Consider the following 22,974-nt stretch of genomic DNA (forward strand, 5'->3'; position numbering starts at 1 on the left):
ACTATGTCCGCTGCTTACAAACACATCATCCGCGATCACAAGCTGTCGCACAGGCTCATGCCGGTGTTCAACGTGTCGCCGGATCTCGAGCTCGCGTGCTCCCGCGTGGCCGACTTCATCGGCGAACGATTCATGGGAGACAAGCGGCCGTTGGCTGCCGAGATGATTGAATCGGCACTCGACAGTTATAGGCGGGCCAAGCGCAACGGCGAACCGTACGTGGCATTCATGCAAGGTCTTTTTGAGCCGGCCCAGGCACTCTACGCGCGTCGTTATGTTGCGCGCCGTGGCGAGAAGGTTGAGGTGTGGTGTCCGATGGTTGAGGCGATTACCGCGTTTGAGCAGCGCCATCCCGACTACGAGCTTGAGATGGTCGACGAGCGCTGCCCGGACCATATCACGCAGCGTACCGCAGCATTCCAGCTCGCATCCCGCGTGCTACACGGCGAGACGTTCCGCCGCTACTTTGAGGAATACGATGTCGCTCACCGTTACGATAATAGCGAAGTTGTCGCAGACTGATTTCCGCACGGCCAAGCGAGCACTCGAGACCGCGATGGCATTCGACGGCGATGCGAACGCCGCCGTCCCCGAAGAGTTCACTCATGGCGCCGGCGCGCGTTGCTACGCCCTGGCGACGATCGCCGAGTATCGCCCCGCGCTCTTTTGGTGCGGGCTGCTTGCGGTAGCTCTGATACCCGTGTTGGCGGCGGTGAAGGTGCTACATGGCTAGCCGCTTCGGTTGGCGATGTCCCGAAGACAGTTGAAGGTTGGGACGGCGGGTGCGGCATAGGTTAGGCAACCTTCCGATCATGGTCAATTGATTTCGAGCGTGACCGTTTCAAGGCCGCAGCGAGAATCCAGAGTTCATTCACGCCGAGGATTTTTCGGAAGTGCTTCTCAGCTTCCAGGAAGCCCGCGGCTGTCCAGCGCAACGCCATGTCGGCGTCGCGATAGCGCTTCACGCGCCCCGCGACACGGCGCACCGCGCCGTTGGGATTCTCGATGATGTTGGTCGTCGACAGCCCGCGCATGAGCGCCGGCGTCAGGCCCAGCTTGTTCACCGTGAAAGTTTCCTCCAGCCCCTCGAGCAGTGCGGCCGAGGCGTCCGGATAGTCGGCCTTGAGCCACGCCGCGTGCGTCTTGAGCTTGGCGATGCCATCGTCGGTCGACAACTTGTAGGCGGCCTTCATGATCGCGGCGGTTTGCGAAACGCTCTCCTTGGGCAGGCGCTCGAGGACGTTGCGCTGCTTGTGCACACGGCAGCGCTGCACGTGGGCGCGTTCGCCGAAGAACTCCTCGATGGCCGAGCGCAGCGCTTTGGAACCATCGATCACGAACAGGTATTCGCGATCCGCAGGCACGCCGCGCTCGATCAGTCCGCGCAACAGATCCTGACGACCTGGGCGTTCTCACTCGACCCGCTCGCGAGACCCAGGAGGTGTTTCTCGCCGGGGCTGTCCACGCCGATAGCGGCGATGATGTGACGTGAGTCGACGATGATGCCGTCAAGGTAGATCGCCAGAAAGTCCTTGTCATCGAAGCGCCGCCCCATCAGCTCGGTGAGCGCCGTCTGGCTGGCCTGATGAACTCGCGCGAGACGCTGCTCTTGGAGATGCCAACGGTGCCGGCCATCTCGGGCAGGACCTTGGCATATTTGCGCGTCGACACGCCCGTGACCATGATCTCGTGCACGCGCTCGGCGAGCCGCGGATTCTCGTTCAATTGCTCGTAGGCGGGGACCGGCACTTCGCCGCCGCCACGACGCCGAAGGCGCGGCCGCTTCACGTTCAACTTGCGTTCGTCCATCACAATCTGGCCTTGCTGCGAGCCGTGCCAGCGGATCTCGCCGCCTCTGCGGCCCGGATGCTTCTCGCCGGCGACTTCCGTCGCCGAGATCACCAGCAGTTGCTCGACAAGGCTACGGCCGGCTTCGTGCATCAACTCGTCGATGCTCGCGCGGGTGTTCTGAATCAGATCGAGCATGGGCAACAGGAGCTGACTGTTCTCGGCAAAACAGGCACGCAGTCCTTCCGGGTCCTGCTTGGGCACCACGTGCAACGGCGCGCTGGCGCTTTGGGGCTTCTTCTTGGTACGCTTCATTTGGCGGTTCTCCTTGGTTCCCTGTCCGGGAAGTTGGTCGTCGAAACCCGATTCTCTCGGATTTCCAACGGGGAACCGCCGCCTTCAACCTTCAACTACGCCCGGGACATTGCCCTTCGGTTCGCACCTAAAGATCTGGTTTCTATTGGTCCCGGTGTTGGCAATCGCCGTGATGCCTGCGGTGCCCGACCGGAAGTTATTCGAGGTGCCGGACGTCGAGACTCAGTCGTTGGTGGCTACCGTTGGGCAGCAGAAGGTTGATGCCGCAGTGAGCCGGGCGAACGGAATATTTCGCCATGCGTTCGTTGATACTGGCCTGCTTCACCGGACACTGAATGCTTCGGGGAGCGTCGGCGGAATGAACGACGGAGGTTTTTCCAGCTTCGCGCATACGTGGACCGAAAATTTCTGGCTGCTCGTCTATCGAATCGTCTTTCGCGCGATGGTGATGAAGCTGTGGATCGTAGGCACAATCCTTTTTGCCATCGGAATGTTCATCGACGGAACCGCTCGGCGAAAGATCAAAGCCTCGGCGGCGGGCTTCGTCAGCCCCCTGTCTTTCCACCTCGCGAGCCACAGCCTCTTGCTAGTTTTCGGCACGCTATTGGCCGCGCTCGTTGCGCCGTTGCCCGTGCTGGCAGGCTACTGGGTCGCGGCCGCAGCGCTGCTAGGCGCACTACTGTGGAAAGCAGCGGAGTCGTTCCAATCTGCGCGATAGAAAGCAATTGGTAAGGTGAAGCCCGGAAAGCTCGCAAATAACAGCGTCTTTGTGGAAAACGGGCTTCATCGTGATACGTTCCCCATGCCAGAAGCACTCCCTCCCGGGCGCTCGCTCCCGGAAGCGCCGCCTCGCCCCCAGCCCGCCTGTCTTTGCTCTCACCGACCTCCATTCTTAAACGCGCGTGCCCGACGGGCACTGCGCGCGAACGTGCTTCCTACTAGCCTTCGTCGTCGGAAAGGCGCGCGAATTAGTCGCTGTTTCCGACGTTGACCGGTGCCTCTGACGGCAACAATGGACCCATTGGCAGCGCGATCTGCTTGCCTGATTCCCAACGATGAAATGGGCCAATGGGTCCAAAGAGGAGAGCGAATGAGCACTGTGGTCGAACCCGGCAATGAAGAAAAGGTCGCGCACAGCGCGCTTGAACACGCTACCGGCGAGCCTGCGCTCACGACCGATGGTGCGGATGACGGCGAGCTTGAACGCGAGCTGACCCAAATGGAAGCGGACGCGGACCGCCTTCAAAAGGAAGGCGTGATCTCGTCCGACGACGCGCAGATGAAGCGCGCGGAAGTGGCGAAGACGCGAAAGCTGTTCCGCGACCTGCCTGCCGCCGAGCGCATTTCGATCATCAAGCGCCGCCGCGAGATCGGTCGGCAACTGCTCGATCGCCAGCTTTCCGGCGCGGCAGTGGTGACGGCGCGCGTGCGTTTGAACCATACGCGCCTGAAGCCGCTGTTTGAACAGTGGTGGCCGTACATCAACCGCATGAGCATCAACATGCAGCGTTTTGGCCGCTCGACCTTCGGCGAAAACGACAAGGAAGTCGTCAACAGCGCGCTGGAAAAGCTGCTCGCAGGCATCGAGAGCTACGTGGATGAGCAACTGCGCGTGGCTGAAGGCTTCCGCCAGCAGAAGGAAGCGGAGCTTCGCGCCAACAAGGAGTTCGTGTTCGAGCCGACCATTCCGATGCCCGCTATGGACATCGAGGTCGAGGCCTACTCGCGCTTCTCGATGCGCGTGCTGAGCGCCATCATGAAGTTCGACCGTGCGATGGATCACTTCGACTTCATGGTCTGGAACGGCATCCGCGACCAGTCCGACGTGGACGACGAGGCGGTCAACTTCCTCAAGCGCTTCAACCCGCTCGGCATTCGCGGGTACATGACGCACCTGAAGTTGATGACGACGGTCCGCGGCAACTAAGGAGGCGCGATGCTGGACGAACTCAATCCCCAGCAACGGGAGGTCGCCCAGTTGCGCCAGCATTGCGTGGCGATCGCCTGCCCGGGCGCGGGCAAGACGAAAACGATCGCCACGAAAGCAGCGTTGTTGCTGCAAGACAGCGCCGCGACGGTCGGCGCAGTCACGTTTTCGAAGGACGCCGCGCTCGAATTGCGCGAACGCATTTTGGTCGCTGCCGGCGAGTCGGTGAAAAAGCGCCTGATCGCGGGCACCTTCCATTCGCTTGCCTTTAAGCAACTGAAGCGCCCCGGTGCACGTGCGCTCGATATCGCGTCCGATGGCGACCGGCTCGGGCTACTCATCCGAGTCATGCAGGAACTTGGCCGCGACGGGAAGGCGGAAGACGCCATTCCAACGATCGAGAAGATCAAAACGAACTTCGGCCGATGCGATCCGAACACGGACGACGGTGAGCTGTATCACGCCTACCAGGACGCGCTTGCCCGCAACGGCAAGATCGATTTTCAGGACATGCTGCGCCTCGCTGTCGAGGGGATGGAAAACGGCACCATCGCCCCATACGCGTTCACCTATCTGCTCGTTGACGAGTTTCAAGATACCGACCCGCTGCAATATCGGTGGATCGAGCTTCATGCGAAGGCGGGTTCGATCGTGACCGTCGTAGGCGACGATGACCAGAGCATCTACGCGTTCCGTGAGGCGCTCGGTTATCGCGGCATGGAATCGTTCATCGAAGCGTTCGACGCGAAGCCGGTTGTACTCGGCAGCAACTATCGCTGTCGCGCGGAAATTCTCGGCGCGGCAGACCGAGTGATCCGCAATAACGTCGACCGGATTGCGAAGGTGCTGCGCGCCGAAAAGGGGCCGGGCGGGAGCGTCCTGACATCGCGGCACCCGGACGAGTACGAAGAAGCGACCGCTGCAGTCGAGGTGCTGGGGCCACTGCTCGCCAATGGACAATCGTGCGCCATCCTTGCGCGCACCAACCGCATCCTTGACCCGCTCGAATCCGTCTGCCGCTCTCACGATATAAAGTATTACCGCGCATCGGGCGCATCGGTGCTGAGCCGCCCCGAGGGCGCGCTCATGTGCAACCTGCTGGAAATAGTCGAGCGCATCAAAGGCACCGGTCTTGACGCCGTTCTCTCACACCTGGGCCTGACCGCGCAGCAGTTGCGCGCATTGCATGCCGACATGGGCGCGGAACTGACGCAGAAGGGCCGCGCCGAGTTGGTCGAGCTGGGATTGCCCGAGAACGTCGCGACGAGCTATCGGGAGTTCATGAAGCGGCTCGCCGAATGGCAAAGCCTTTGCGAACGCAAGTTCTATTCGCTGACACTGTCTGGTGTCGCCGAGTGGATGCTGAAATTCGCGACGAAAGATTCCGCAGTTCGCGCAATCCAGGCGACGAACGATGTTCTGTCCCGCTTGTCCGGCAGTTTCGCGGAGCGGCTGCTGTTCCTGCGCCAGGACAACAATGAGCCCACGCTGGGCGCGCTTATCCTCACGACGATGCACAGTTCGAAAGGGTTGGAATGGGACCACGTCTGGATTGCGCGAAGTGAGGAGACGATAGTCCCGGATCCGAAGTCGACGGAGCCGGAGGAGCGGCGCTTGTTCTACGTCGCAATGACGCGAGCAAGAGAGTCGCTCATGATCTCCGGCACCTCCAAAAACTTCGAATCTCGCTTCGTGGTTGAGGCCCAGCTTCAGCAGGTTCCTGCGGCAGCGTGATAACCATCTCCCGGCGCTGTGAGCGTCAGCACCGCGTCTCTGATCGATTTGTGGCTGTCGGTCACGATTCGGTGGTGGCGGAGTAGCGCGATATCGCCTATACCAAGGACTGGCACTCCCGCCTTGTTGGAGGAACCGTTCATGTCGACATTCCACCACGTTCTCGGTCTCTGGTTAGCGCCGGACTTCTCTGCTGTTGAGCGCGGGGAGACGCCACCCCCGCACATTGACTACGACGCCATCGATGCGCGTGGCATCGCGGACACGCTGGCTGACTTCAACGACTGCGGCGAAGACGTCACTATTCGTCTTCCGAACGACGCGGTCGACCAGGTCACGATTCAATTTCGACTGATGGGCCGGTTGGCTGGAAGTCCTCAGTGCGAAGATTTCGCTGCCGAGCTGCTGAACCTCGCCGAGACCTCGACCGAGTTGGACATACGCATGCCTTGGGCTCGGTTTCACGCGCTTCCTAATAGGCGGCATGCCCCGCCTCCCGTCCTGCTCATGTTCGTCGTCAGCGGAGATTTCGACGCGGTAATGGTGTGGTCGCAGCAACTACGGATGCGGTTGGGCATACGCGCGGCAGATATCCTGAAGCAGATCGCTGGCGACGTTGAAGACGCTGATCATGAGGGCAAGCTGCCGAGCGGACTTGCAAAGTACCTTGGCCGCACCTTCGCTATCCCGTACAAGCGCGAGTGTGTCGTGACTGGCCTCGCGAGCTCACCGATTCCGTGCTGACTGCCGTGAGGGTGCGCTGCCTCAAAGAAAAAGCCCGCTATACGCGGGCTGTAGGCCATGTCGGCTTGAAAACCGATTGAGCAGTCTGCCCTCATTCCTTCAACGTTTCGGCTCCAATGCCCGTTTATACATTTCAACCGAACGGTAAGCAGGTTGGTTCCAGTGTGGCGTACTGGCGGGCATCGCGTGGCTATTCACGAGGCGTCCCGTGTCGAGCATGCAAAAGCAGTGGCCTTCGAATGCGGCCTCTTGCGCGGCCGCGTCCCATGTCATAGTAAGGAGGTCGAAGATAGGATCAATGGATTTCACGGTCGTTCCGCAGGGATAACCTACCCCGTTATCGGCAGTCAGTCAGACGCATTTAATGGCTCAAGCTGATAAGGCACCTAGTGAGCGGTGAACGCGAAATACATAGCGCTGATCGCGACCAAGCCCATTGCCGCTCGTCCGATGAGGTCCGCTAGTCGACTGCGTCATTGATTTGACAGCGGGTGGATCCGGCGCGAAGGATCGTCATACTTCCACTTGATCGGCTTCGGGTTTTTGTTGTGCTCGCGGATGTAGTGCATGAGCTTGCGATCCAGATCTTTTACTGAAGTGAAGATGCCGCGGGCGATGACATCACGCTGGATGCGCGAGAACCAGTTTTCGACTTGGTTTAGCCACGACGAGTACGTCGGCGTGAAGTGCAGACGAACGTTGCGATGCGCGTTGAGAAAGTCGGTGACCCGCTGCGTCTTGTGGCTGCTGACGTTGTCGCAGATCACGTGGATTTTCCTGCGTTTGGGCTGGCTGGCGACGACATCGGTCAGGAAGGCCACGAACTGTTCGCTGGTGTGGCGCGCCACCGTCTTGCCCAGCACTTCGCCGGTCGCTGTATTGAACGCCGCGAACAGGCTGAGCGTGCCGTTGCGCTTGTACTCGAAGCCGTGACTCTCGGCGCGCCCAGGCGACAGCGGCAGCATCCGGTCCTTGCGGTCGAGTGCCTGAATCGCGGTCTTCTCGTCCACGCAGAACACCGCTGCGTGCGCCGGCGGGTTCAGATAAAGCCCGATCACATCGGCCGCTTTGGCCTCAAAGTCCGGGTCATTGGAGACCATGTGCCGCTCGAGTTGTTGCGGCTTGATGCCGTGCTTGCGCCAGATGCGCTGCACCGCGGAGACCGAAACGTCACCGAGTTCTGCCGCGAGCTTGTAGCTACTCCAGTGTGTCGAGCCGTCGGCGGGTTTGTGCTTGAGAGTGCAGTTGAGTACCCGCGCCTCAAGTTTGGCGGGCGGTTGCTTGGGAGCGCGCCCGGGGTGCCGGGCGTACATGCCGGACAGTCGCTCGCTAAGAAAGCGCCCCGACCAGCGCGCGATGAAGCGCGAGTCGCAACCCAGTGTACGCATGATGCTGTCGCGCGATTCGCCGTCCTCGAGCATCAGGATCAACTTCGCGCGTCGTACGTCTGCCGCACGCACCGTTCGACTGCGTGCCGCCGACAGCAGTTGCTCGCGTTCGGTATCGGTCAGATTCATCTTTCCCATGAGCCATATCTAAACATAGACCGGGTGCCAATTCAATGACGCACTGCACTAGTCGTCGATCAACCTTTTTCCTGATTGCAAGGAACACCGCGATGTAGACGACCACACCAATTGTCAGGCAACTGACGATCATGATGCAGCCAGATTCCACCACGGTGACAAGGGGCGAAAGGTCAATTGGAGTAGCCACCTGATTTAATTTCCTGAATAAGAGAAAAGCTGCTTCTTCAGCCAGCAGCGCGGTTGATTTCGGTGACGTTGGACTTTTCGGGGGCCACGTCCGTTGGTGCGCTTAGAGGAGCGCTGCTCAGCGCAACCTCTCCGCTTCCGGGTTCACTTTCGATTGTGAACATGCGCGCCACGCGTTTCAGGGTTCCATTAAGCGCTGCGCGCGGGCCGAGCCGGATGGTGCCGCAATAGAAGATGTCGCCAGACACCTGGCCGTTGATCTCGAGCGAACCGCGCGCATGAACGTCGCCGTCGACGCGCCCGTCGATGCGAACGTGCTCGCCCTGTGCCATGCCTTTGACGAGTCCGCCTTCGCCGATGTGCAGCAGACCCTGCGTGGAGATGATGCCGCCGTCGAGCAGGCCGAAAGACGAAATGCCGTGATCCACGACCATGTCGCCGGTGATGGCGCAGCCGCGCGCGATAAGCGTGATGTTGAGTTCGGTTTTCATGGTGTCAATTCCTAGAACATTTGCACTTCGTTCGACCCGCCTCGGGTCGCGGGTGCTGCTTTCTTAATCGATGCGGCTGCGCCGTCGGACTCCGTGGTCTGCTCGTCGCGCGCACGCTTTGCGTGGTGGCGGTAGCTGTGTGAGTGCGACGGCGTGGAGGTCTCTGTCGTCGCGCCGTCTGTGGCTTGCGTCGTCACGGCGGGCGTTGCCGTCGTGGCCGACGTCGTCGGTTGCTGCGCAGCGCTTTGCGCTGCCGGTGCGGCGGCCTTCATCGCGGGGGAGTTGGCTGCACGCTGCTGTGCCGCGTCCGCTTCCGCGTCCGCGTCACGGCGGGATTGATGAATCGGCGACGCCGCCGCTCGCTGCTCCTCCGTCGAAACCGGTGCCGACTTGGCTGGGGTTGCGCCAACGGCGGGAGCGTTGCTTCCGAGCGAATTTCTGAACTGGTCAGCCGTCAAGCCGACCCCCGAAGGAGCGAGGTCCTTCGCGGTGAGCATCGGTGCCACGGCAACCGGATGAGGCGGTTCCGCGTCGATCGGACGCGTCGATGGTGCGCTTGGCTGCTCGGTTCCCGCGAGCTTGCCTGCACCCGAATCCGAGCGAGCGGCGCTGTGGACCGACGGTGCGCCGAACGACTTGTAGAGGGAAGCGGCTCCAATCCCTGCCATACCGACCACAGCGGCGATTGCCACCGCAACGAGCGTTTGGCAGGCGGTGGGCGCTGCCTTCGGCAGGCGCACCTTCATAGAAGGCGCCTTGTCCTGAGCCGCCAGGTCCGCCGGCGCCGGAAGCGCAGCAATCTGCCGCGGCAGATCGATGGTCATTGAGTCAGGTGCGAACTGTGCGTGCAGTCGCTGAATATCGCGTAGGTCCATGTGAGGTCCTCTCGTCGTTGCATTAGGTCGAGCGTAACCAGCGCTGCCGCTAGTCAAGACAGGAGTGCATGCGCGCGCTCAAGACGGTTCAGTGGGCTTGACCAGGGTCGGGAAGCAACACACCTTCGGGGGCAAAGCGATCGTTGTCGAAAATGCAGAGATAGGCGATCTTGCGAATCCGCGTCTGAGCCGCATCGAGCGTGCTCTGGCGAGCTTCCGGGCCCAACGATCGAGCGATCAGTGCGCCCATCGTCAGTAAGAAGAGCTGGTCGTAGATGGTCAGCAGGCGTACCAATCGTCCCGACATGGCGTGCTTGATTTCGAGCGTCACTATCTCGGGATACGTCGCAGTCTGCCTCTTCGGCAATTCATTGGCCCACGCCATCGCTTTGCGAAACCAGCCTTCAGCCACTCGAAATTCAGATTCGATAGCGATGAGTTTGCCGCCGCGAGCGACGGTCATCTTCGCTGCTGCAAAGTTGAAGTCGCCCCGCAAGAACTCACGTGCGAATCCTGAGTGGTACGGCAGTTCTGTCTTGGCCAGCGTATCCGCATGGATTCGCGCGAGCCGACTGTCGTTGGTCAGGCGGTCGAGCCGCCGAAGACCGCTCTCGCCAGTCGGCGCGACCGGAAGTGAGCTTGGTCTTAATCCGTCTTCAGGTGCTTCCATGTCGGTACCAGCCATGATCGTTTTCGGTAAGTCTGTGTTCTCTCTCACATAAGATTTTCATTGTTTAGGCAAGAGTCAAGACGGCGAAAGCTAGGTCAAATTCGTGAGCTTTCGAGCGCACGCGTACGTCATTAACCCGGATACTCAACTCTATTCCCCGCGTCACCGACGCATCGACCTCGACTCCAAGCCCGGAGTCCATCTTTTCTCTGCAAGTCGTGCCCGCCTCGTGCGTTGGCATGCGCCGACCGGATAGCTACCGGTGTGGAAATCTTCCTTGTGCTGAGTGTGCCCGCTACATACTCCCCAATTTCAGCCGTGATACTCGTACCCTGTGCTGCATTCATTTGCGCCGGTACATCGTTCGAACCTGGGTTTTCGGGTGTTCTCTCTCCAGAGCCTGATCTGGGTAGAACGATCGAAGTTGGCTGATCCGTGATTCCTGCGGCGGAAGTTATTCCGAAAAGGGCTGTTGCGCGGCGTGATCATGCTGCGCGAGAACGACTTTACGTTCTCTGACCGAGCGACACCGGCTGTGCCGGCCGCTCCCTGCACGCCACGTCCCCGGAAGGGACGTGGCGCGTAGGTCTCTATCTCGATTTCACGAAGCTCGCTCCCTCACCGGAGCGGGCTTTTTTTTCGTCCGTCGCCTTTGCGCGAGCCGAACCTTTCTCAACGGAGGTGCTGTTCATGCTGTTGCCCGACCGCCTCAATCAGCGTATCGCCGAGGCCATCACGCATCAAATCAATACCGAGCGCGAGCAGGCGGACACCGCGTCCCCCGTTTGGCGTGAGCGGTGCGAAGTCGCCCGAGTCGCAATGTTCAGCGACGCCGAGCGCTCTGTCTTCATTTCCCATGTCAGCGAACGTCGCGGCAGTGCTGCAGCCCGAGAAATGCAATCTCAGGCTGAAACGCTGCGGACCAACGCCATCTTCTTTCTCGCAAGGAAACCATCATGAATGCAGTAGTTCAGATGTTCGATCACGCGCCGCGTAGTCTCGTTGAAGAACGAGCTGTTCGCCCGCCCACGATCGGCAAGATCCGACCTGGTATCAAGGTGCTCACGCGGGCACACCAAGCCAACGAAAAAGCGGTCAAGCTCTATAACGACATGGTGGCCGCGGGTGAGTCGTTCGAAGCGATCGGGAAGTTACTCGAAACGTCGCTGAAGCTGCGCAACGCGCTCGTTCCGCGAAACGTCGACTATTTCGTCTGCAGACGCTCGGATTTCTCGAATCCAGACACGGCTGACGAGATCCTGCGGCTGTATGGCGAAGATCGCGGTCACGGGTTGCGGCTATACCGCTTCCCGATCATGTTCGCGTTCGACGACTGGCTGCGCAATGTGCCGAATCAGATGGCCGCGTACACGACAACCGGGCGACAGTACTTCTCGGAGTACGACCGCGACGGCAAACGCTATTGCAAGACTTACGCGCCGGTCGAGCGTAATGCACGCGCACAGCGGGCGCGACGATCCTTCGGTGGGCGACTGGTCGTTCACCGGCAAGACGACGACATTCCCGATGGCGTCTGTGATCCTCACGTCTGTCCGCAGTATCAGGACCGCAAGTGCAACCTGACCGCAAACTTCTTGTTTGCAGTCCCGGACGTGAAGGGACTTGGGTTGATCGAGCTGCCGACCAACTCCATCTACGTGCTGCAGAAAGCGTATTCTGCGATGCAGACCGTGGCGTTGGCGCGTGGCAGGCTCACCGGCACGCGCTTCTGGCTCTCGAAGAAAGAGTTTGACATCACGCGGATTGACGACAACGGCCAGGCCGTGCGTCAGAAGCAGATGTTGACGGTGCTCGATGCCGATATCGACCTAGGCGCGCTGTTGGACGGCGCGGACGAGGCTCAACCGGCGCTCGATGCTGCCAGTCGTGCGGTGGCGCTGTTGGAGTCAGACGGGACGGTACAGTCGATTGGCGATCCAGTCCTTCAGCCCGAGCTGGAGCAATCTGTGGCCGAACGGGCAGGCGATGGAGAACCATCGGGCATCGACGGCGCATCTGGTCATGACGACGACTCGCCCGACCCCGATGAGACGCTGGAAGACAAGCGTCACCGTATGTCCGACCTGCTGCATCGTCTGGGCCTTAGTCAGCCGGAGCGACAGAACGGCTTTCGCAAATACGCGCACCAGACCTACGGTCGCGGCTGGATCGAACGCATCGCTGATGTCGATGCGATGAATGCGCGTCTCAAGAACGCGCTCGATGATCCGGCCTCGCTTGACGTCGAAATTCAGGACGCGATTGCACAAGCTGCTTACGTCTAACCTTGGCCAGTCCCCCTTCGGGGGCTGGCATCCTTTCTCCGTGTCACACAGCCTTTCTCGCTCGCGCATGAGAGCATTTCAGCAAGAACGGCTTGCTCAAATGTTTTCGACCGCGCTGTACCTGCGCATCGAATCCGTCCGCCTAGGCGGCCCATCCACTTGTTCACGCGAAGGAGATTCCGATGCGTAGAGTCGGCAACTTCACACTGTTCTTCGGCGCGGACGACGCTTTCAGTAACTGGCATCCGTGCCGCTTTTCGTATCACGGCGTCGATTTCCGTTCGGTAGAGCAATTCATGATGTTTTCGAAAGCCAAGCTGTTCGGTGGCGAGGACATCGCTCAGGCTGTGCTCGCCACGCATCTGCCCAAGGAACAAAAAGCCCTCGGCCGCAAGGTCAAAGGCTTCGACCTCGAAACGTGGAAGGCGAAGCGCGAGTCGATCGTCTATGTCGGATGCCGCGAGAAGTTCGCGCAGCACCCGGGCCTGCGGACGCTGTTGCTCGCGACTGCTCCAACCGAGCTGGTCGAAGCAAGTCCCTACGACACGATATGGGGCGTGGGTCTCGGCGAGCATCATCCCGACATCACGGACAAATCGAAGTGGCGCGGCCAGAACCTCCTGGGCAAGGCACTGATGAAAGTCCGCGACACGCTGTCAACGTAATCCCTCTCTTAGCGCGCCCTAGCGGCGCATCGGCAAATACTGGCTACCTTCAGGTGGCCTTTTTCACTTATAGGAGGCGATTTGAAAGTCGCACATTGTTCTGACCTGCACTACGCGCCGGGCAACATCGAAGAGTCGGACCGATGCTTCGGTTTCGGCATCGACCATGCGGTGCTGGCCCATGCCGACGTGGCAGTCATCTCGGGTGATGCGACGGACCATCGTCTCGACGCACACGCGCCGTCGTTGAACCGCCTCGCACGCCGCATCAACGGTCTGAGCGGCAGCATGCCCGTCCTGATGCTGCAAGGCACGTTCTCACATGAGCCTCCGGGCACGCTACGCAACTTCGAACTGATGGCAACTACGCATCAGATCTATGTTGCGGAACGCGTGCAGCAGGTAAGCCTTCACGAGGGGCGGTTCTACGCCTCGGACGGCCCGGTGTTCTCGGACGACGAGCTGCGCGAGGTTCTGGCAATCGGCGCTGATGTCGTGTTCACGTGTCTGCCCACGGTCAATAAGGGGGCGCTGGCGGTAGCTGTTGGTGCCAAGGAAGCCGGGACGGGTCTTGAAGCCGTGCTGGGCGACTATCTCGCCGCAGCAGGGCGCGTCAACCAGCAGCTTCGTGCCGCATGCATCCGGACTGTCGGGGTTTCACACGGCACGGTCAACGGTTGTACGACCGAGCACGGCGTGACGATGGCGGGGTTCGATCATGAGTTTTCGCTTGGCAGTCTGTTCGAGGCCGAATGCGATGCTTTCATGCTTGGGCACATCCATAAAGCACAGCAGTGGGAGCGAGCGGGGCGCGTTGTCGCGTATCCCGGTTCGATCGGGCGATTCCACTACGGTGAGGAAGGCGACAAGGGCTTTCTCATGTGGAATGTCGAGGTGGGAAGCGCGCAAGCTGATCTGGTCGTGACGCCGTCTCGGCAGACGATCTGCGTCGACTTTGACGGACCGCCCGACATGCAACGCCTAACGGCAATCGCGCTCGATGCGACCGACAAGTTCGTGCGAATTCGTTGGCAGGTCGACGAAGAGCACAAACAGTCAGTGGACCGCGACGCGATCGCGGCGCTGTTCGGCAACGCGGCCGAGCTGAAGGTCGAGGCTCGCATTCTTCCCGTCGTTCGGTCACGCGCCCAAGGCATCAGCCTCGAAACGTCAATTGACCGAAAGCTCGAGCGTTGGTGCGAGCATGCTGATGTTAATGCGGCGCCCTTGCTTGACCGGCTGCAGTTGTTGGAAACGGGGGACGCGGACGCAATCACGGCTGGCGTGCTGGCGCGACTGAGCGACGCTGACGCATTGTCGAACATATCCGAGCCTGCGCCGGTGACGGCCCACGTATCTCTGGATGGCAACGTTTGCGACGATGCACTGCCCATGCCCGATGCGACGGTGGAAATCGTCGAGTCGGCTTCGGCAAGTCAGCTTTCGTGGCTCAACGATGACTTGTTCGCGGCTTAATTAGCAAATGACGTAGCCGCTCATGCAGAGGAGGCCAGTATGGCTTCTTCGCCTGGACACGCAAGCCGTGTTCCGATAGCCGACTTTGATCGTCGCTATCGAAACAGGGGTTTCACCGCGTCTTTGACGCATCGACTCGTAGTGGGACGACCTTTCTCTAGCAGTTCATCTTTTCTTTCACCCTGGCGGGGAGCGATCCCTTCCGGGGCCGCATTCCGCCCACCCTAACGGAGTGCATTATGTTTGGTCTTTATCCCGCTGGCCCGAACTGGGTCCGCACTTTCTCTTTAGGCGACTGCTCATCGCGTGATCTTCAGAAGTCGTTGGTCGATCTGGCGGGCTTCACCGCTGCGATCCAGCATCAGCCGTTCGGCCAATACCGCGGCGCGGTACTAGCGCAGTTCGGTCAGACGCTGTTTCTGCTCGCTACGACGCCCGGCGCGTGCGAGGTTGCTGTCACGCCGACGGTTGAGATGCAGCACCTTCTGTGGTCGTATCAGGAAGGGTATGCAAGCCAGTGGTCTCCCGCCGAGATCCGCAGCCTCACCGGGCATAGCGGATGGCAAGAGCTTCTGACGAACGCGCGTCGCGAGTTCAGCAGAGTCTGTGACCAGGTCGCAGCCGCGCTCGATGGGACGCTCCAAGCGCCGCCTCGTGCCATTGCGTCTTCCGACATCAATGCCCCGTTTCCCAACGACGATGACGACGCTTTTTACGCACAGATGGCTGCGATGTCTGCTTCGATGAGCGTGTCGGAGGACCTGCCATGCGGCCTCTGAAATTGACACTTGAAGGCTTCGTTGGCGTGCGCGATGGCATAAAGCGCGGGAGCGTGACGCTTGATCTGGAAGCGCTGCCGGATGGCCTGATCGCCTTGACCGGCCCAAACGGTGCGGGCAAGACCACGATCATGGACAACTTACACCCGTATCCGATCATGCCGTCGCGTGCGTCGAAGCTGTCGATCGACGCCTTCTCGTATTGGGATCACATCTGTGGCACCAGTGCGCTGAAAGAACTCGAATGGGAGCACGACGGCATCCGCTATCGCTCGTCCTTTACGTTTCGCAAGCCCGGCAAGACAGGCAAGGCGGAGTACTACCTTGCCTATCGCGGCGTCGACGGTACGTGGCGCCCGGTGTCGCTGCCTGACGGAACGGTGTCGGACGGCAAGGCGGAGTCGTATAGCCGCTGTGTCGAGGCGATCAACGGTTCGTTGGAAACGTTCTTCACGAGCGTGTTCTCGGCTCAAAACCGACGGCCGCTCGCGTCCTACGGTGCGGGCGAGATCAAGACGCTGCTGGCTGAACTCCTTGGCATCGACCACCTGAAGGCATTGTCGGCGAAAGCCGCTGGTGTCGCGAAGGTGCTCGGCAAGTCGCTCGAAAGCGTCCAGTCTGAGATTGGTGCGCTAGCCGGAAAGCGGCAACGTAAAGCCGACGCTGAGCAGTCGATCGTCGCGCAGGGCAACACCCTGCGTGCCGCTCGGGAGCAACGCGATGCCGCGCTTGAGCGAGCGAGCAAGCTGGCTCAGGAGCGGGCGACGCTTTCGGCGAAGCAGACTGAATCTGCGACGACCGAGGCCCGCCTGCGAGAGCTGGGCGTACGCCGAGACGAGCTGGGGCGTGCCCTGAAAAGCGCGGCCGACCACGAGCAAGCAGCAGCGGTTCGCTGCCAGCAGCGCGTTTCCGTGCTGAGTCGAACGGTGTCAACGCACCAAGCAACGCTGGCTCGCCGTGAGGCGATCATCGGCGCGGCGGCTAAGCGCGAGGAGGCCGAGTTGGCGATTGCGCGTGAGGAAGCGAGGTTTGCTCCTCTGCAGCGCGACATTGCTGATTTGGAGGTCAAACGCGCGACGTTGACGACGCTCGATGCAACGCTTACCAGCTTGATGAGCCAGGGCACGACGAAAGCCGCGCACTTCGAGACGCTGAGTAAGCAGGCGGCCGTGGCTGAGCAGGTGCCGTGTGTCGGTCATTCGATGCATGCGCAGTGTCCGCTGCTCGCACAAGCCTTTCCGGCGAAAGAGCAAGCGGAAGCGCAGCGTATTTCGGTGGCGAGTCTTCGCGCGGAGTATCGCGAGAAGAAAGCGCAGGCCGAAGCCTTGGCTCGCGTGCCGGCCGAGTTGGCGGCAAAGCGCGTCGAAATGCTGGCCATCGCCGATGCCGCTGCGCAGCTTCGCCGCGTACTGCAGGCGGCGGCTGAGCTTGCTGCGACGAAGCCACTGCTCGATGCCGCCGTACTTGGACTTGAAGCCGCGCAAGCGGAGTCGCGATCGATCGCTGAAGAGAGTACGGCACGGACCGCGAAGTACCAGTCTGAAAAGACGCGAATGGAAGCGGAGCTTGCTCGTATTACCGAGGAGGTCGGGCGACTCGCTTCGGTTGACGTTACGGCCGCGATTGCGAAGCTGGATCGCGACATCGCAGGGAACCGCGAGACCGTTGCTGCATTGGATGGTCGGATCGAGCAATCGATCCGCGCGCAGAGTGTGCTGCAGGCCGAAGCGGAAGCCTTGTCGTTGGAGTTGGAGAAGTTCTCGGCCACGCAGTCGCGTGCCGAACGCCTCTCCGACGAGATCGCGCAATGGAAGCTGCTGGCTAAGGGCTTGGGCAACGACGGCGTGATCGCGTTGACCATCGATGACGCGGGGCCGGCGCTGACGCACACCGTCAACGAGCTATTGCTCGCGTGCTACGGCATGCGCTTCACCGTTGAGATCCGCACGCAGCGCACGCTCGCAAGCGGTGAATTGCGCGAAGGCTTCGAGATCCTCGTTCACGACGCCGAGTCCGACAGCAGCAAGTCGGTCTCCGTTATGTCCGGCGGTCAGAAGGTCTGGATAAACGAGTGTCTCACGCGGGGCATCGCGCTCTATCTCGCGCAGAACACCGGTCAGCCGTATCAGACCTTGTTCAGCGACGAGTCGGACGGGCCGCTCGATCCCGAGCGCAAAGTGCAGTTCATGCGTATGAAGCGTGAGGTGCTGCGCCAAGGCGGTTATCAGCGGGAGTTCTTCATCTCGCAGACGCCCGACCTGGTCGCTGAGGCCGACGCAGTCATCGACGTTCAGGCGCTCGCCGCCTGATTTTCTATCAAGCCTTGTGGGGAGTTGCCCCACAAGGGCGCTCCCGTTTCCCCCTCTTGCTCGCGCCTTTCGGCGCTATCCACTATGGCAAACCTTTTGATGCTGCTGCTCGCGGCAGCCGGCAGTCCGTCTCACGCAAACGTAGTGCCTCACCAGCCTCCAGCGCAGCAACCCGCACCGGCTACTGCTCAGTCGCAGCCGCCGCGCGCGCCGTACCTGCGTCGCGCGTCCGCGTTCGATAACGGCCCTCTGCGTCGCATCTGACACCGGCTTATTTTCTTTCACTTCTTGACTGGAGCCTTCCATGGCCTATTCCTGCCCTGATTTCGTTGACGACGTACTGGACGACATGGTGATCCGAAGCTGGATCAAACCCGAGCAGTACGGACCCGACGACCCGCAAACTCAATGCAATGCGGTGCTGGGCGCGATCAGCGATGCTGCTGTGTCGTTGCGCCTCGCCGCTGACGCCAAGCAGTTTCATGCGGAACTGCTCGATGCCGTCGAAACGTTGACCGGCATCGCTGAGCAGCACGGCGCGCTCGCCCTCGCGAATGTCGTCTATCTCCAGACGGCGATCTTGAAGGGCGGTGTGATCGAGCTCACGCGCGAAGAAGCGGACGCGTTCTCTTTCGTCAGAGACCTGCCTTCGGGCGGTCGCTGGTGGCAGAGCGTCAAGCTGATCGAGTGAGCAGCAGACTGTTTGCCGCCAACGTCTTTTCTAAACCATCGCGGGCAAGCGGCCCGCTGGGGTCGCTCCGCATTCTTTTGTGTGGAGGGTTTTCATGTTTGAAGCAGCCAAGTTGGGCGCATCGCCCGAGCAGTTTCCCAACCTCGAAGCGGCGATTGGCTACATCGCCGGCACCGCGACGCACGCGGGTGAAGTTCGCCCGTGGGTCCGGAACGTCGATACGAAGGTCTTCCTGATCATCGGCGGCAGAGTGCAACCCCCAAACGGGGTGCGCCAATGACGCCGCCGTGGCTGGAGGAATACGCCAGTGGCCAGAAGACCGGCTACGCGCAAGCCTTCATGGCTTACGCCGACTATTACGGAGTCGATGGCTCTGCTGACGATGACCCGGAAATCGAAGAACGGATCGCCATGCACCGGCAGCCGCTCGTCGGTTACGCGAGTCGCACGGGCACCCGCCGCAACCTGGCCGCACTGAAGGGCGCCGACTGGCGCTTGTTGGTCTCGGCCAAGGGCGAGTTGCGCACGGAGGGCTTCCATCGCTATGCGTTGGATAACGGCGCTTGGACCGCTTACCAACAAAACCAGCCCTTCGACGAGCACGCGTTTTCCGTTGCTGTCGAACGGCTCGGCGAGCGGGCCGATTGGCTTGTCCTTCCGGACATCGTCATGGGCGGCATGGCCTCCCTCGACTACTCGCTAAAGTGGCTGGAACGACTTCGCGGCATGCCGTGCCGGATGCTGATCGCAGTCCAGAACGGTATGCAGGTCGAAGACCTCGCCTCGCTTCTGTCGCCTGCTGTCGGCATCTTCATTGGCGGTTCGACGGAGTGGAAAGAGCAGACGGCGCACGTTTAGGGATCGCTCGCAAGACGGCGTCACTGCTACTTGCACGTCGGTCGGGTGAACTCGGCGCGGCGCATACGCATCTGCGCGGCCGCAGGTGCCGACAGTTTCGACGGTACCAGCGTGAGCCGGTATGCGAAGACGCTGCCGCGCCTGGATCGTGCAACGCGGCAAAGCGACTTGTTCGCAGCAGCGCACGACGGCCTCGAAGAGGCGCAACGCGCGACGGCTGACCATTTCATTTGATTTAGACCATAACCCTTTGAACCCTTCGGGAGCGCATCCCGAAAGGGTCGCTCCTATTTTATTGGAGCGAAAAGGATGGAAAACGAAATTCTTTCGAAGATGGAAGCTGCGATCAGCGTCATGCAGCGATACATCGAACTTGGGCATAGCCTGAGCTGCGCGTATTCGGGCGGCAAGGACAGCACGTGTGCTTTGGTGTTGATGCTTGAGGCGATTCGCCGTTCCGGCGGCACGACGATCAGCCACTATGTTCAGTCGGTAGACACGACCATCGAGAATCCGTCGATCGCAAACTTCCTGCACGCAGTGCTGGACGAGCTGCAGTTGTATATCGAAGGGTCGGCGTTGCCCGTACAGGTTCATGTGACGACACCTTCGATGGCGAGCCAGTTCGTGGTGTCGACGATTGGACGTGGCACGTTGGTACGCACGCCTGAGAACGGAGTGCGTGACGGCAGACGTACTCGCGCGTGCGCCGACGAGTGGAAGGTACGGCCGGGAGGTCGCCTTCGAACACTGCTTGAACGACGAGCGGCAGATGACGGTGCTCGCGAAGTCATAACGGTGCTCGGGTTGCGCAAGGACGAGAGTAAATCCCGCGCGGTCGCAATGGCTGAACGGCGAGACAGCGCGGAAGTTGCTGTCAGAAGCAGAACCGGGGCACTCACACTCTCTCCGCTGAGCGAATGGACTTCGGACGACGTGTGGACAATGCTCGCGCTGCTTGCCGATACTCGCGGCCTGACGTTTCCGTCGTCATTGGCACCGGCCACGATCCACCGCCTGTCCGATATCTATCGGGCAGGAAACGGAGGAACGTGCGGTGTTGTGATGGGCGAATCGGGTGCTCGGGCCGCGTGCGGAAGCAGGTTCGGGTGTGCCTTCTGTTGCGTCGCGGGTGACCGTGACAAGTCGCTTGAGGCCATGATCGAGGAGGAGCAATACGGGCATCTACGGCCGCTCAACGACTTTCGCAACTATCTGCTCGCGATCCAGTGGGATATGTCGCGCCGGGAGTTGATCGGGCGTTCGCTGAGTGACGCGGGCTACACGCGCGTCCAGGCAGACACCTATAGCTACCTGACGCGCGTCGATTTGCTTAAGAAGCTCTGCAGTATCGACGCGACCGAACGCGATCGCGCCGAAGCGCACTCAGGTGCACTGGCGACTGGATCGATTCCGGACACGGAAGAGAATCGGCTGCTGTGCGAGCCGCAGTTCGAGTTCGTGACGCCGCAGCAGTTGGTGGCCATCGACTTCTTCCTGTCGATGCATCACTATGCGCCGCATGCCTTTCCCGCGCTTGCAGTTTGGCATGATGTGAATGTGCTGGGGCGTCGCTATCCGATCCCGAAGCTGGAGCCGTTGCCGAAGCCGGAGATCGTGATGCACGGCTGGTATCCGGTTGGGGAGTACGACCGAGAGGCGCCTTCGGTTGGGCTCCGTTCGTTTGATGCCGAGCAATGGAATCCATACCGGCATCCTGATCGGCCTGGGCGGTACGCCAGGACAACTGGCGGGGAACAGACGGTGTATTTCGAGGAAGCCTCGCAGTTCGAGGTGGGCGCCGAAGCCGCTTGCCTTTTTGTCACCTGCGAGTACGGCACCGCCTTCATGTTGCAGACGCAGCATCGTGAGGCCATCGAATCAGCGCGGTTTTCGTTGAACGAAGGTATCGTGAAGTTGCCGACCGGCATGGCACAGCGTTATCAGGACATGGCCAAGCGCGGTCAGTATTTCGCGAGGCTCGCCCAGCGATTGAACCTGACGCCGGCTGAACTGGACGCGCATCTTGTTTCGAACGCGATCAGCGACACGGAGCATGACGCGCTGTTGGGTCATGACAAGGTACAACTGAGCCTGTTTGAGGAAGCGGCTTGACCGCGACTATCACCTTTCGACAATCCCGGGGCCAAAAAACTCCGGGGGTTTTTTGCGCAAGTCGAGACCGAAATCCGGCGCAGGGACACCTTGCCGGCTCGGACTGGTTTTCCCCGGCAGAAGCGTCCGATGGAAAGCATGTCTTGCTGAACGTTCAACGACAGTAACACGCCGGTCGCAGCGTCCAGATGTTAGTGTGGAACTGTCAATTCTAATCGCTTCACTACTTACAGCAACCTTCTGTTGTTTCCAACCCAACACCTGCCTTGACCTCCCGGCAGGTTTGCTCTGGATGTGCAACGATAGTCGTGCAACGCGCACCGGTCTGAACATTCTGGACGACCCACTTGGAGGATAGATGAGAGAATACGCCGAGACGCTATTTGTCACTTCCGAGGACATTGCAACAGCGTTGAATCTGCTGGAGAGCATTGAGGTTGAGGTCGGGTTTGATAGCGATGATCCGGAGAGCATCGAGCAGGCGATTCTCGCATTCGAAGAGGCGATCAATACTCGCCTGAGCGGCCACCGCGGTGATGCACGTGTCGAATCAGCCATTCTCCGCGTCAAGTTGGACTTCCGGTGCGCGATCCTTGATCAAGCTTCTTCCGACGAGGACGACGAGGGGGCCATCAGCAGTGTCCACACCGTCCACTGATATTTTCGTGCCCCATGTCACTCGATCGCCAGTTGGGATCGGGTGAAAGGTTTGCAGAAGCGGCTTAACCGCCAACCAACATCTTTCGACCATCCCAGATCTGAATCCCTGGGATATTTTTTTGCGCAGATCGATTTGATCGATTTCCGGTGCCGGGAGCGGCTCGCCGGGTTGAACCCCCAAGAGTTCAAGTCCTCGGATAACCGCGGCCGCCTCGCGAGTTAAATGAACGTTACCGATTCGCCTTCCATGATTATCTGCGCGCCGGATTGGACGCAGAGGGCATGGAACGCCATGTTCAGGGCGCGCGCTTCTCTCCGTCGCGCGTTTTTGCTTCGAAAATCGGATTCGTCTTTTCCCCCTCGCCAAGCCGTCGCTGGCACAAAGCATGCGCCATACCGAGGCAGAGAGTAAGGCTCAGGTGGGTTAAAGACCGCGTCATCAACCGTTTTTGTAAAAACAATGGCCTACAACACCGCAGAGATCTCGCAACTTCTAACGAAGCAAGCCGCATTAAACAAAGCACTCGGTGAAGCACGAGAAAAAGAGACGAGGCTCGCTCTGATCGAGATCGTCCAGAAAATGCGCGAATACGATATTAGCCTATACGAACTGATAGGCCGCAAGCCAGGCGAGCAGCCATCGGATGTCCAGCCGAAGTATCGGGACCCGGACACTGGCGCGACATGGAGCGGGCGCGGGCTGCGCGCCGCAATGGATCGTTGGGAAGGATCGCGAGCGATTCCTCATCGGCAGAGTCGGCTTTTCGAACCGGCAAGGCCAAGAGACATTGCTTCCTGAATTGCGCTGAGTCGCGCGTCAACAGTTTGCGGCGGCTAGGTTGCCCATTGAGTGCAAGTTGAGCGCCCCCGATCGTGC

At 60.5% G+C, this 22,974-nt stretch carries 22 protein-coding genes and 1 pseudogene; 18 read left to right on the forward strand and 5 right to left on the reverse strand.

Features of this window, described 5'->3' with window-relative positions; translation table 11 throughout:
- The first annotated feature begins 3 nt into the window (after window positions 1-3).
- Entirely contained in the window at window positions 4-522 is a 519-nt protein-coding gene (locus LY284_RS35875; protein ID WP_233391970.1) for a hypothetical protein, read from the forward strand.
- 34 nt (window positions 523-556) lie between these two features.
- Window positions 557-733, forward strand: coding sequence for a hypothetical protein (locus LY284_RS35880; protein WP_231928094.1), 177 nt, complete (start codon window positions 557-559; stop codon window positions 731-733).
- 61 nt (window positions 734-794) lie between these two features.
- Here the strand turns inward: LY284_RS35880 and LY284_RS35885 are convergent.
- A pseudogene (locus LY284_RS35885) lies at window positions 795-2,103 on the reverse strand (IS256 family transposase).
- Between the two features lie 172 nt (window positions 2,104-2,275).
- Between LY284_RS35885 and LY284_RS35890 the strand changes: the two are divergent.
- From LY284_RS35890 to LY284_RS35905, 4 genes are all read left to right on the forward strand, one after another.
- Window positions 2,276-2,821 (forward strand): DUF4400 domain-containing protein, encoded by a 546-nt coding sequence (locus LY284_RS35890; RefSeq protein WP_233392097.1) that lies wholly within the window; start codon window positions 2,276-2,278, stop codon window positions 2,819-2,821.
- A 372-nt stretch (window positions 2,822-3,193) separates the two neighbouring features.
- Window positions 3,194-4,030 carry an ATPase gene (locus LY284_RS35895; protein WP_233391972.1) on the forward strand — a complete coding sequence of 279 codons (837 nt, stop codon included), beginning with the start codon at window positions 3,194-3,196 and terminating at the stop codon, window positions 4,028-4,030.
- Window positions 4,031-4,039: 9 nt separating this feature from the next.
- Complete coding sequence (locus LY284_RS35900) at window positions 4,040-5,764, forward strand: ATP-dependent helicase (RefSeq protein ID WP_233391974.1); 1,725 nt, start codon at window positions 4,040-4,042, stop codon at window positions 5,762-5,764.
- Between the two features lie 141 nt (window positions 5,765-5,905).
- On the forward strand, window positions 5,906-6,508 hold the full coding sequence (locus LY284_RS35905; RefSeq protein WP_233391976.1) for a hypothetical protein: 603 nt from the start codon (window positions 5,906-5,908) through the stop codon (window positions 6,506-6,508).
- Window positions 6,509-6,981: 473 nt separating this feature from the next.
- Here LY284_RS35905 and LY284_RS35910 read toward each other — a convergent pair whose 3' ends face one another.
- The 4 genes from LY284_RS35910 to LY284_RS35925 form a co-directional block, all read right to left on the reverse strand.
- Complete coding sequence (locus LY284_RS35910) at window positions 6,982-8,034, reverse strand: IS630 family transposase (protein WP_233391978.1); 1,053 nt, start codon at window positions 8,032-8,034, stop codon at window positions 6,982-6,984.
- A gap of 227 nt (window positions 8,035-8,261) precedes the next feature.
- On the reverse strand, window positions 8,262-8,714 hold the full coding sequence (locus LY284_RS35915) for a polymer-forming cytoskeletal protein (protein WP_233391980.1): 453 nt from the start codon (window positions 8,712-8,714) through the stop codon (window positions 8,262-8,264).
- Window positions 8,715-8,725: 11 nt separating this feature from the next.
- Window positions 8,726-9,538, reverse strand: a complete 813-nt coding sequence (locus LY284_RS35920; protein WP_233391982.1) for a hypothetical protein — start codon at window positions 9,536-9,538, stop codon at window positions 8,726-8,728.
- Between the two features lie 139 nt (window positions 9,539-9,677).
- On the reverse strand, window positions 9,678-10,274 hold the full coding sequence (locus LY284_RS35925) for a DUF1845 domain-containing protein (protein WP_233391984.1): 597 nt from the start codon (window positions 10,272-10,274) through the stop codon (window positions 9,678-9,680).
- Between the two features lie 678 nt (window positions 10,275-10,952).
- Here LY284_RS35925 and LY284_RS35930 point away from each other — a divergent pair.
- The 12 genes from LY284_RS35930 (at window position 10,953) to LY284_RS35985 (ending at window position 22,896) form a co-directional block, all read left to right on the forward strand.
- Window positions 10,953-11,219 (forward strand): hypothetical protein, encoded by a 267-nt coding sequence (locus LY284_RS35930; RefSeq protein ID WP_233392099.1) that lies wholly within the window; start codon window positions 10,953-10,955, stop codon window positions 11,217-11,219.
- Entirely contained in the window at window positions 11,216-12,544 is a 1,329-nt protein-coding gene (locus LY284_RS35935) for a hypothetical protein (RefSeq protein WP_233391987.1), read from the forward strand. The genes LY284_RS35930 and LY284_RS35935 overlap by 4 nt, the downstream gene beginning before the upstream one ends.
- A gap of 182 nt (window positions 12,545-12,726) precedes the next feature.
- Window positions 12,727-13,209 (forward strand): NADAR family protein, encoded by a 483-nt coding sequence (locus tag LY284_RS35940; protein WP_233391989.1) that lies wholly within the window; start codon window positions 12,727-12,729, stop codon window positions 13,207-13,209.
- 81 nt (window positions 13,210-13,290) lie between these two features.
- Window positions 13,291-14,685, forward strand: a complete 1,395-nt coding sequence (locus LY284_RS35945) for a metallophosphatase family protein (RefSeq protein ID WP_233391991.1) — start codon at window positions 13,291-13,293, stop codon at window positions 14,683-14,685.
- A gap of 239 nt (window positions 14,686-14,924) precedes the next feature.
- Window positions 14,925-15,464, forward strand: a complete 540-nt coding sequence (locus LY284_RS35950; RefSeq protein WP_233391993.1) for a hypothetical protein — start codon at window positions 14,925-14,927, stop codon at window positions 15,462-15,464.
- Window positions 15,452-17,773: an SMC family ATPase gene (locus LY284_RS35955; protein ID WP_233391996.1), complete on the forward strand. Its 2,322-nt coding sequence runs from the start codon at window positions 15,452-15,454 to the stop codon at window positions 17,771-17,773. Before LY284_RS35950 ends, LY284_RS35955 begins: the two co-directional genes overlap by 13 nt.
- 304 nt (window positions 17,774-18,077) lie before the next feature.
- Entirely contained in the window at window positions 18,078-18,464 is a 387-nt protein-coding gene (locus LY284_RS35960) for a hypothetical protein (protein ID WP_233391998.1), read from the forward strand.
- Between the two features lie 94 nt (window positions 18,465-18,558).
- On the forward strand, window positions 18,559-18,744 hold the full coding sequence (locus tag LY284_RS35965; RefSeq protein ID WP_233392000.1) for a hypothetical protein: 186 nt from the start codon (window positions 18,559-18,561) through the stop codon (window positions 18,742-18,744).
- Entirely contained in the window at window positions 18,741-19,322 is a 582-nt protein-coding gene (locus tag LY284_RS35970; RefSeq protein WP_233392002.1) for a hypothetical protein, read from the forward strand. The genes LY284_RS35965 and LY284_RS35970 overlap by 4 nt, the downstream gene beginning before the upstream one ends.
- Window positions 19,323-19,631: 309 nt before the next feature.
- Window positions 19,632-21,437 (forward strand): phosphoadenosine phosphosulfate reductase family protein, encoded by a 1,806-nt coding sequence (locus tag LY284_RS35975; RefSeq protein ID WP_233392004.1) that lies wholly within the window; start codon window positions 19,632-19,634, stop codon window positions 21,435-21,437.
- 358 nt (window positions 21,438-21,795) lie between these two features.
- Entirely contained in the window at window positions 21,796-22,095 is a 300-nt protein-coding gene (locus tag LY284_RS35980; protein WP_233392006.1) for a hypothetical protein, read from the forward strand.
- Between the two features lie 462 nt (window positions 22,096-22,557).
- Complete coding sequence (locus tag LY284_RS35985) at window positions 22,558-22,896, forward strand: H-NS histone family protein (RefSeq protein WP_375294339.1); 339 nt, start codon at window positions 22,558-22,560, stop codon at window positions 22,894-22,896.
- The last annotated feature ends 78 nt before the right edge of the window (window positions 22,897-22,974 follow it).

Source organism: Caballeronia sp. PC1 (genome assembly GCF_021353155.1).
Lineage (GTDB): Bacteria > Pseudomonadota > Gammaproteobacteria > Burkholderiales > Burkholderiaceae > Caballeronia > Caballeronia cordobensis.

Excerpts from the sequence above, each read along its gene's own strand:
- LY284_RS35875 (WP_233391970.1), top strand. The coding sequence starts at position 4 with ATGTCCGCTGCTTACAAACACATCATCCGCGATCACAAGCTGTCGCAC.
- LY284_RS35890 (WP_233392097.1), top strand. The coding sequence starts at position 2,276 with ATGCCTGCGGTGCCCGACCGGAAGTTATTCGAGGTGCCGGACGTCGAG.
- LY284_RS35920 (WP_233391982.1), bottom strand. The coding sequence starts at position 9,538 with ATGACCATCGATCTGCCGCGGCAGATTGCTGCGCTTCCGGCGCCGGCG.
- LY284_RS35940 (WP_233391989.1), top strand. The coding sequence starts at position 12,727 with ATGCGTAGAGTCGGCAACTTCACACTGTTCTTCGGCGCGGACGACGCT.
- LY284_RS35980 (WP_233392006.1), top strand. The coding sequence starts at position 21,796 with ATGAGAGAATACGCCGAGACGCTATTTGTCACTTCCGAGGACATTGCA.
- LY284_RS35880 (WP_231928094.1), top strand. The coding sequence starts at position 557 with ATGGCATTCGACGGCGATGCGAACGCCGCCGTCCCCGAAGAGTTCACT.
- LY284_RS35925 (WP_233391984.1), bottom strand. The coding sequence starts at position 10,274 with ATGGCTGGTACCGACATGGAAGCACCTGAAGACGGATTAAGACCAAGC.
- LY284_RS35905 (WP_233391976.1), top strand. The coding sequence starts at position 5,906 with ATGTCGACATTCCACCACGTTCTCGGTCTCTGGTTAGCGCCGGACTTC.
- LY284_RS35960 (WP_233391998.1), top strand. The coding sequence starts at position 18,078 with ATGGCCTATTCCTGCCCTGATTTCGTTGACGACGTACTGGACGACATG.
- LY284_RS35975 (WP_233392004.1), top strand. The coding sequence starts at position 19,632 with ATGGAAAACGAAATTCTTTCGAAGATGGAAGCTGCGATCAGCGTCATG.
- LY284_RS35895 (WP_233391972.1), top strand. The coding sequence starts at position 3,194 with ATGAGCACTGTGGTCGAACCCGGCAATGAAGAAAAGGTCGCGCACAGC.
- LY284_RS35950 (WP_233391993.1), top strand. The coding sequence starts at position 14,925 with ATGTTTGGTCTTTATCCCGCTGGCCCGAACTGGGTCCGCACTTTCTCT.
- LY284_RS35985 (WP_375294339.1), top strand. The coding sequence starts at position 22,558 with ATGGCCTACAACACCGCAGAGATCTCGCAACTTCTAACGAAGCAAGCC.
- LY284_RS35915 (WP_233391980.1), bottom strand. The coding sequence starts at position 8,714 with ATGAAAACCGAACTCAACATCACGCTTATCGCGCGCGGCTGCGCCATC.
- LY284_RS35910 (WP_233391978.1), bottom strand. The coding sequence starts at position 8,034 with ATGGGAAAGATGAATCTGACCGATACCGAACGCGAGCAACTGCTGTCG.
- LY284_RS35970 (WP_233392002.1), top strand. The coding sequence starts at position 18,741 with ATGACGCCGCCGTGGCTGGAGGAATACGCCAGTGGCCAGAAGACCGGC.
- LY284_RS35955 (WP_233391996.1), top strand. The coding sequence starts at position 15,452 with ATGCGGCCTCTGAAATTGACACTTGAAGGCTTCGTTGGCGTGCGCGAT.
- LY284_RS35965 (WP_233392000.1), top strand. The coding sequence starts at position 18,559 with ATGTTTGAAGCAGCCAAGTTGGGCGCATCGCCCGAGCAGTTTCCCAAC.
- LY284_RS35935 (WP_233391987.1), top strand. The coding sequence starts at position 11,216 with ATGAATGCAGTAGTTCAGATGTTCGATCACGCGCCGCGTAGTCTCGTT.
- LY284_RS35900 (WP_233391974.1), top strand. The coding sequence starts at position 4,040 with ATGCTGGACGAACTCAATCCCCAGCAACGGGAGGTCGCCCAGTTGCGC.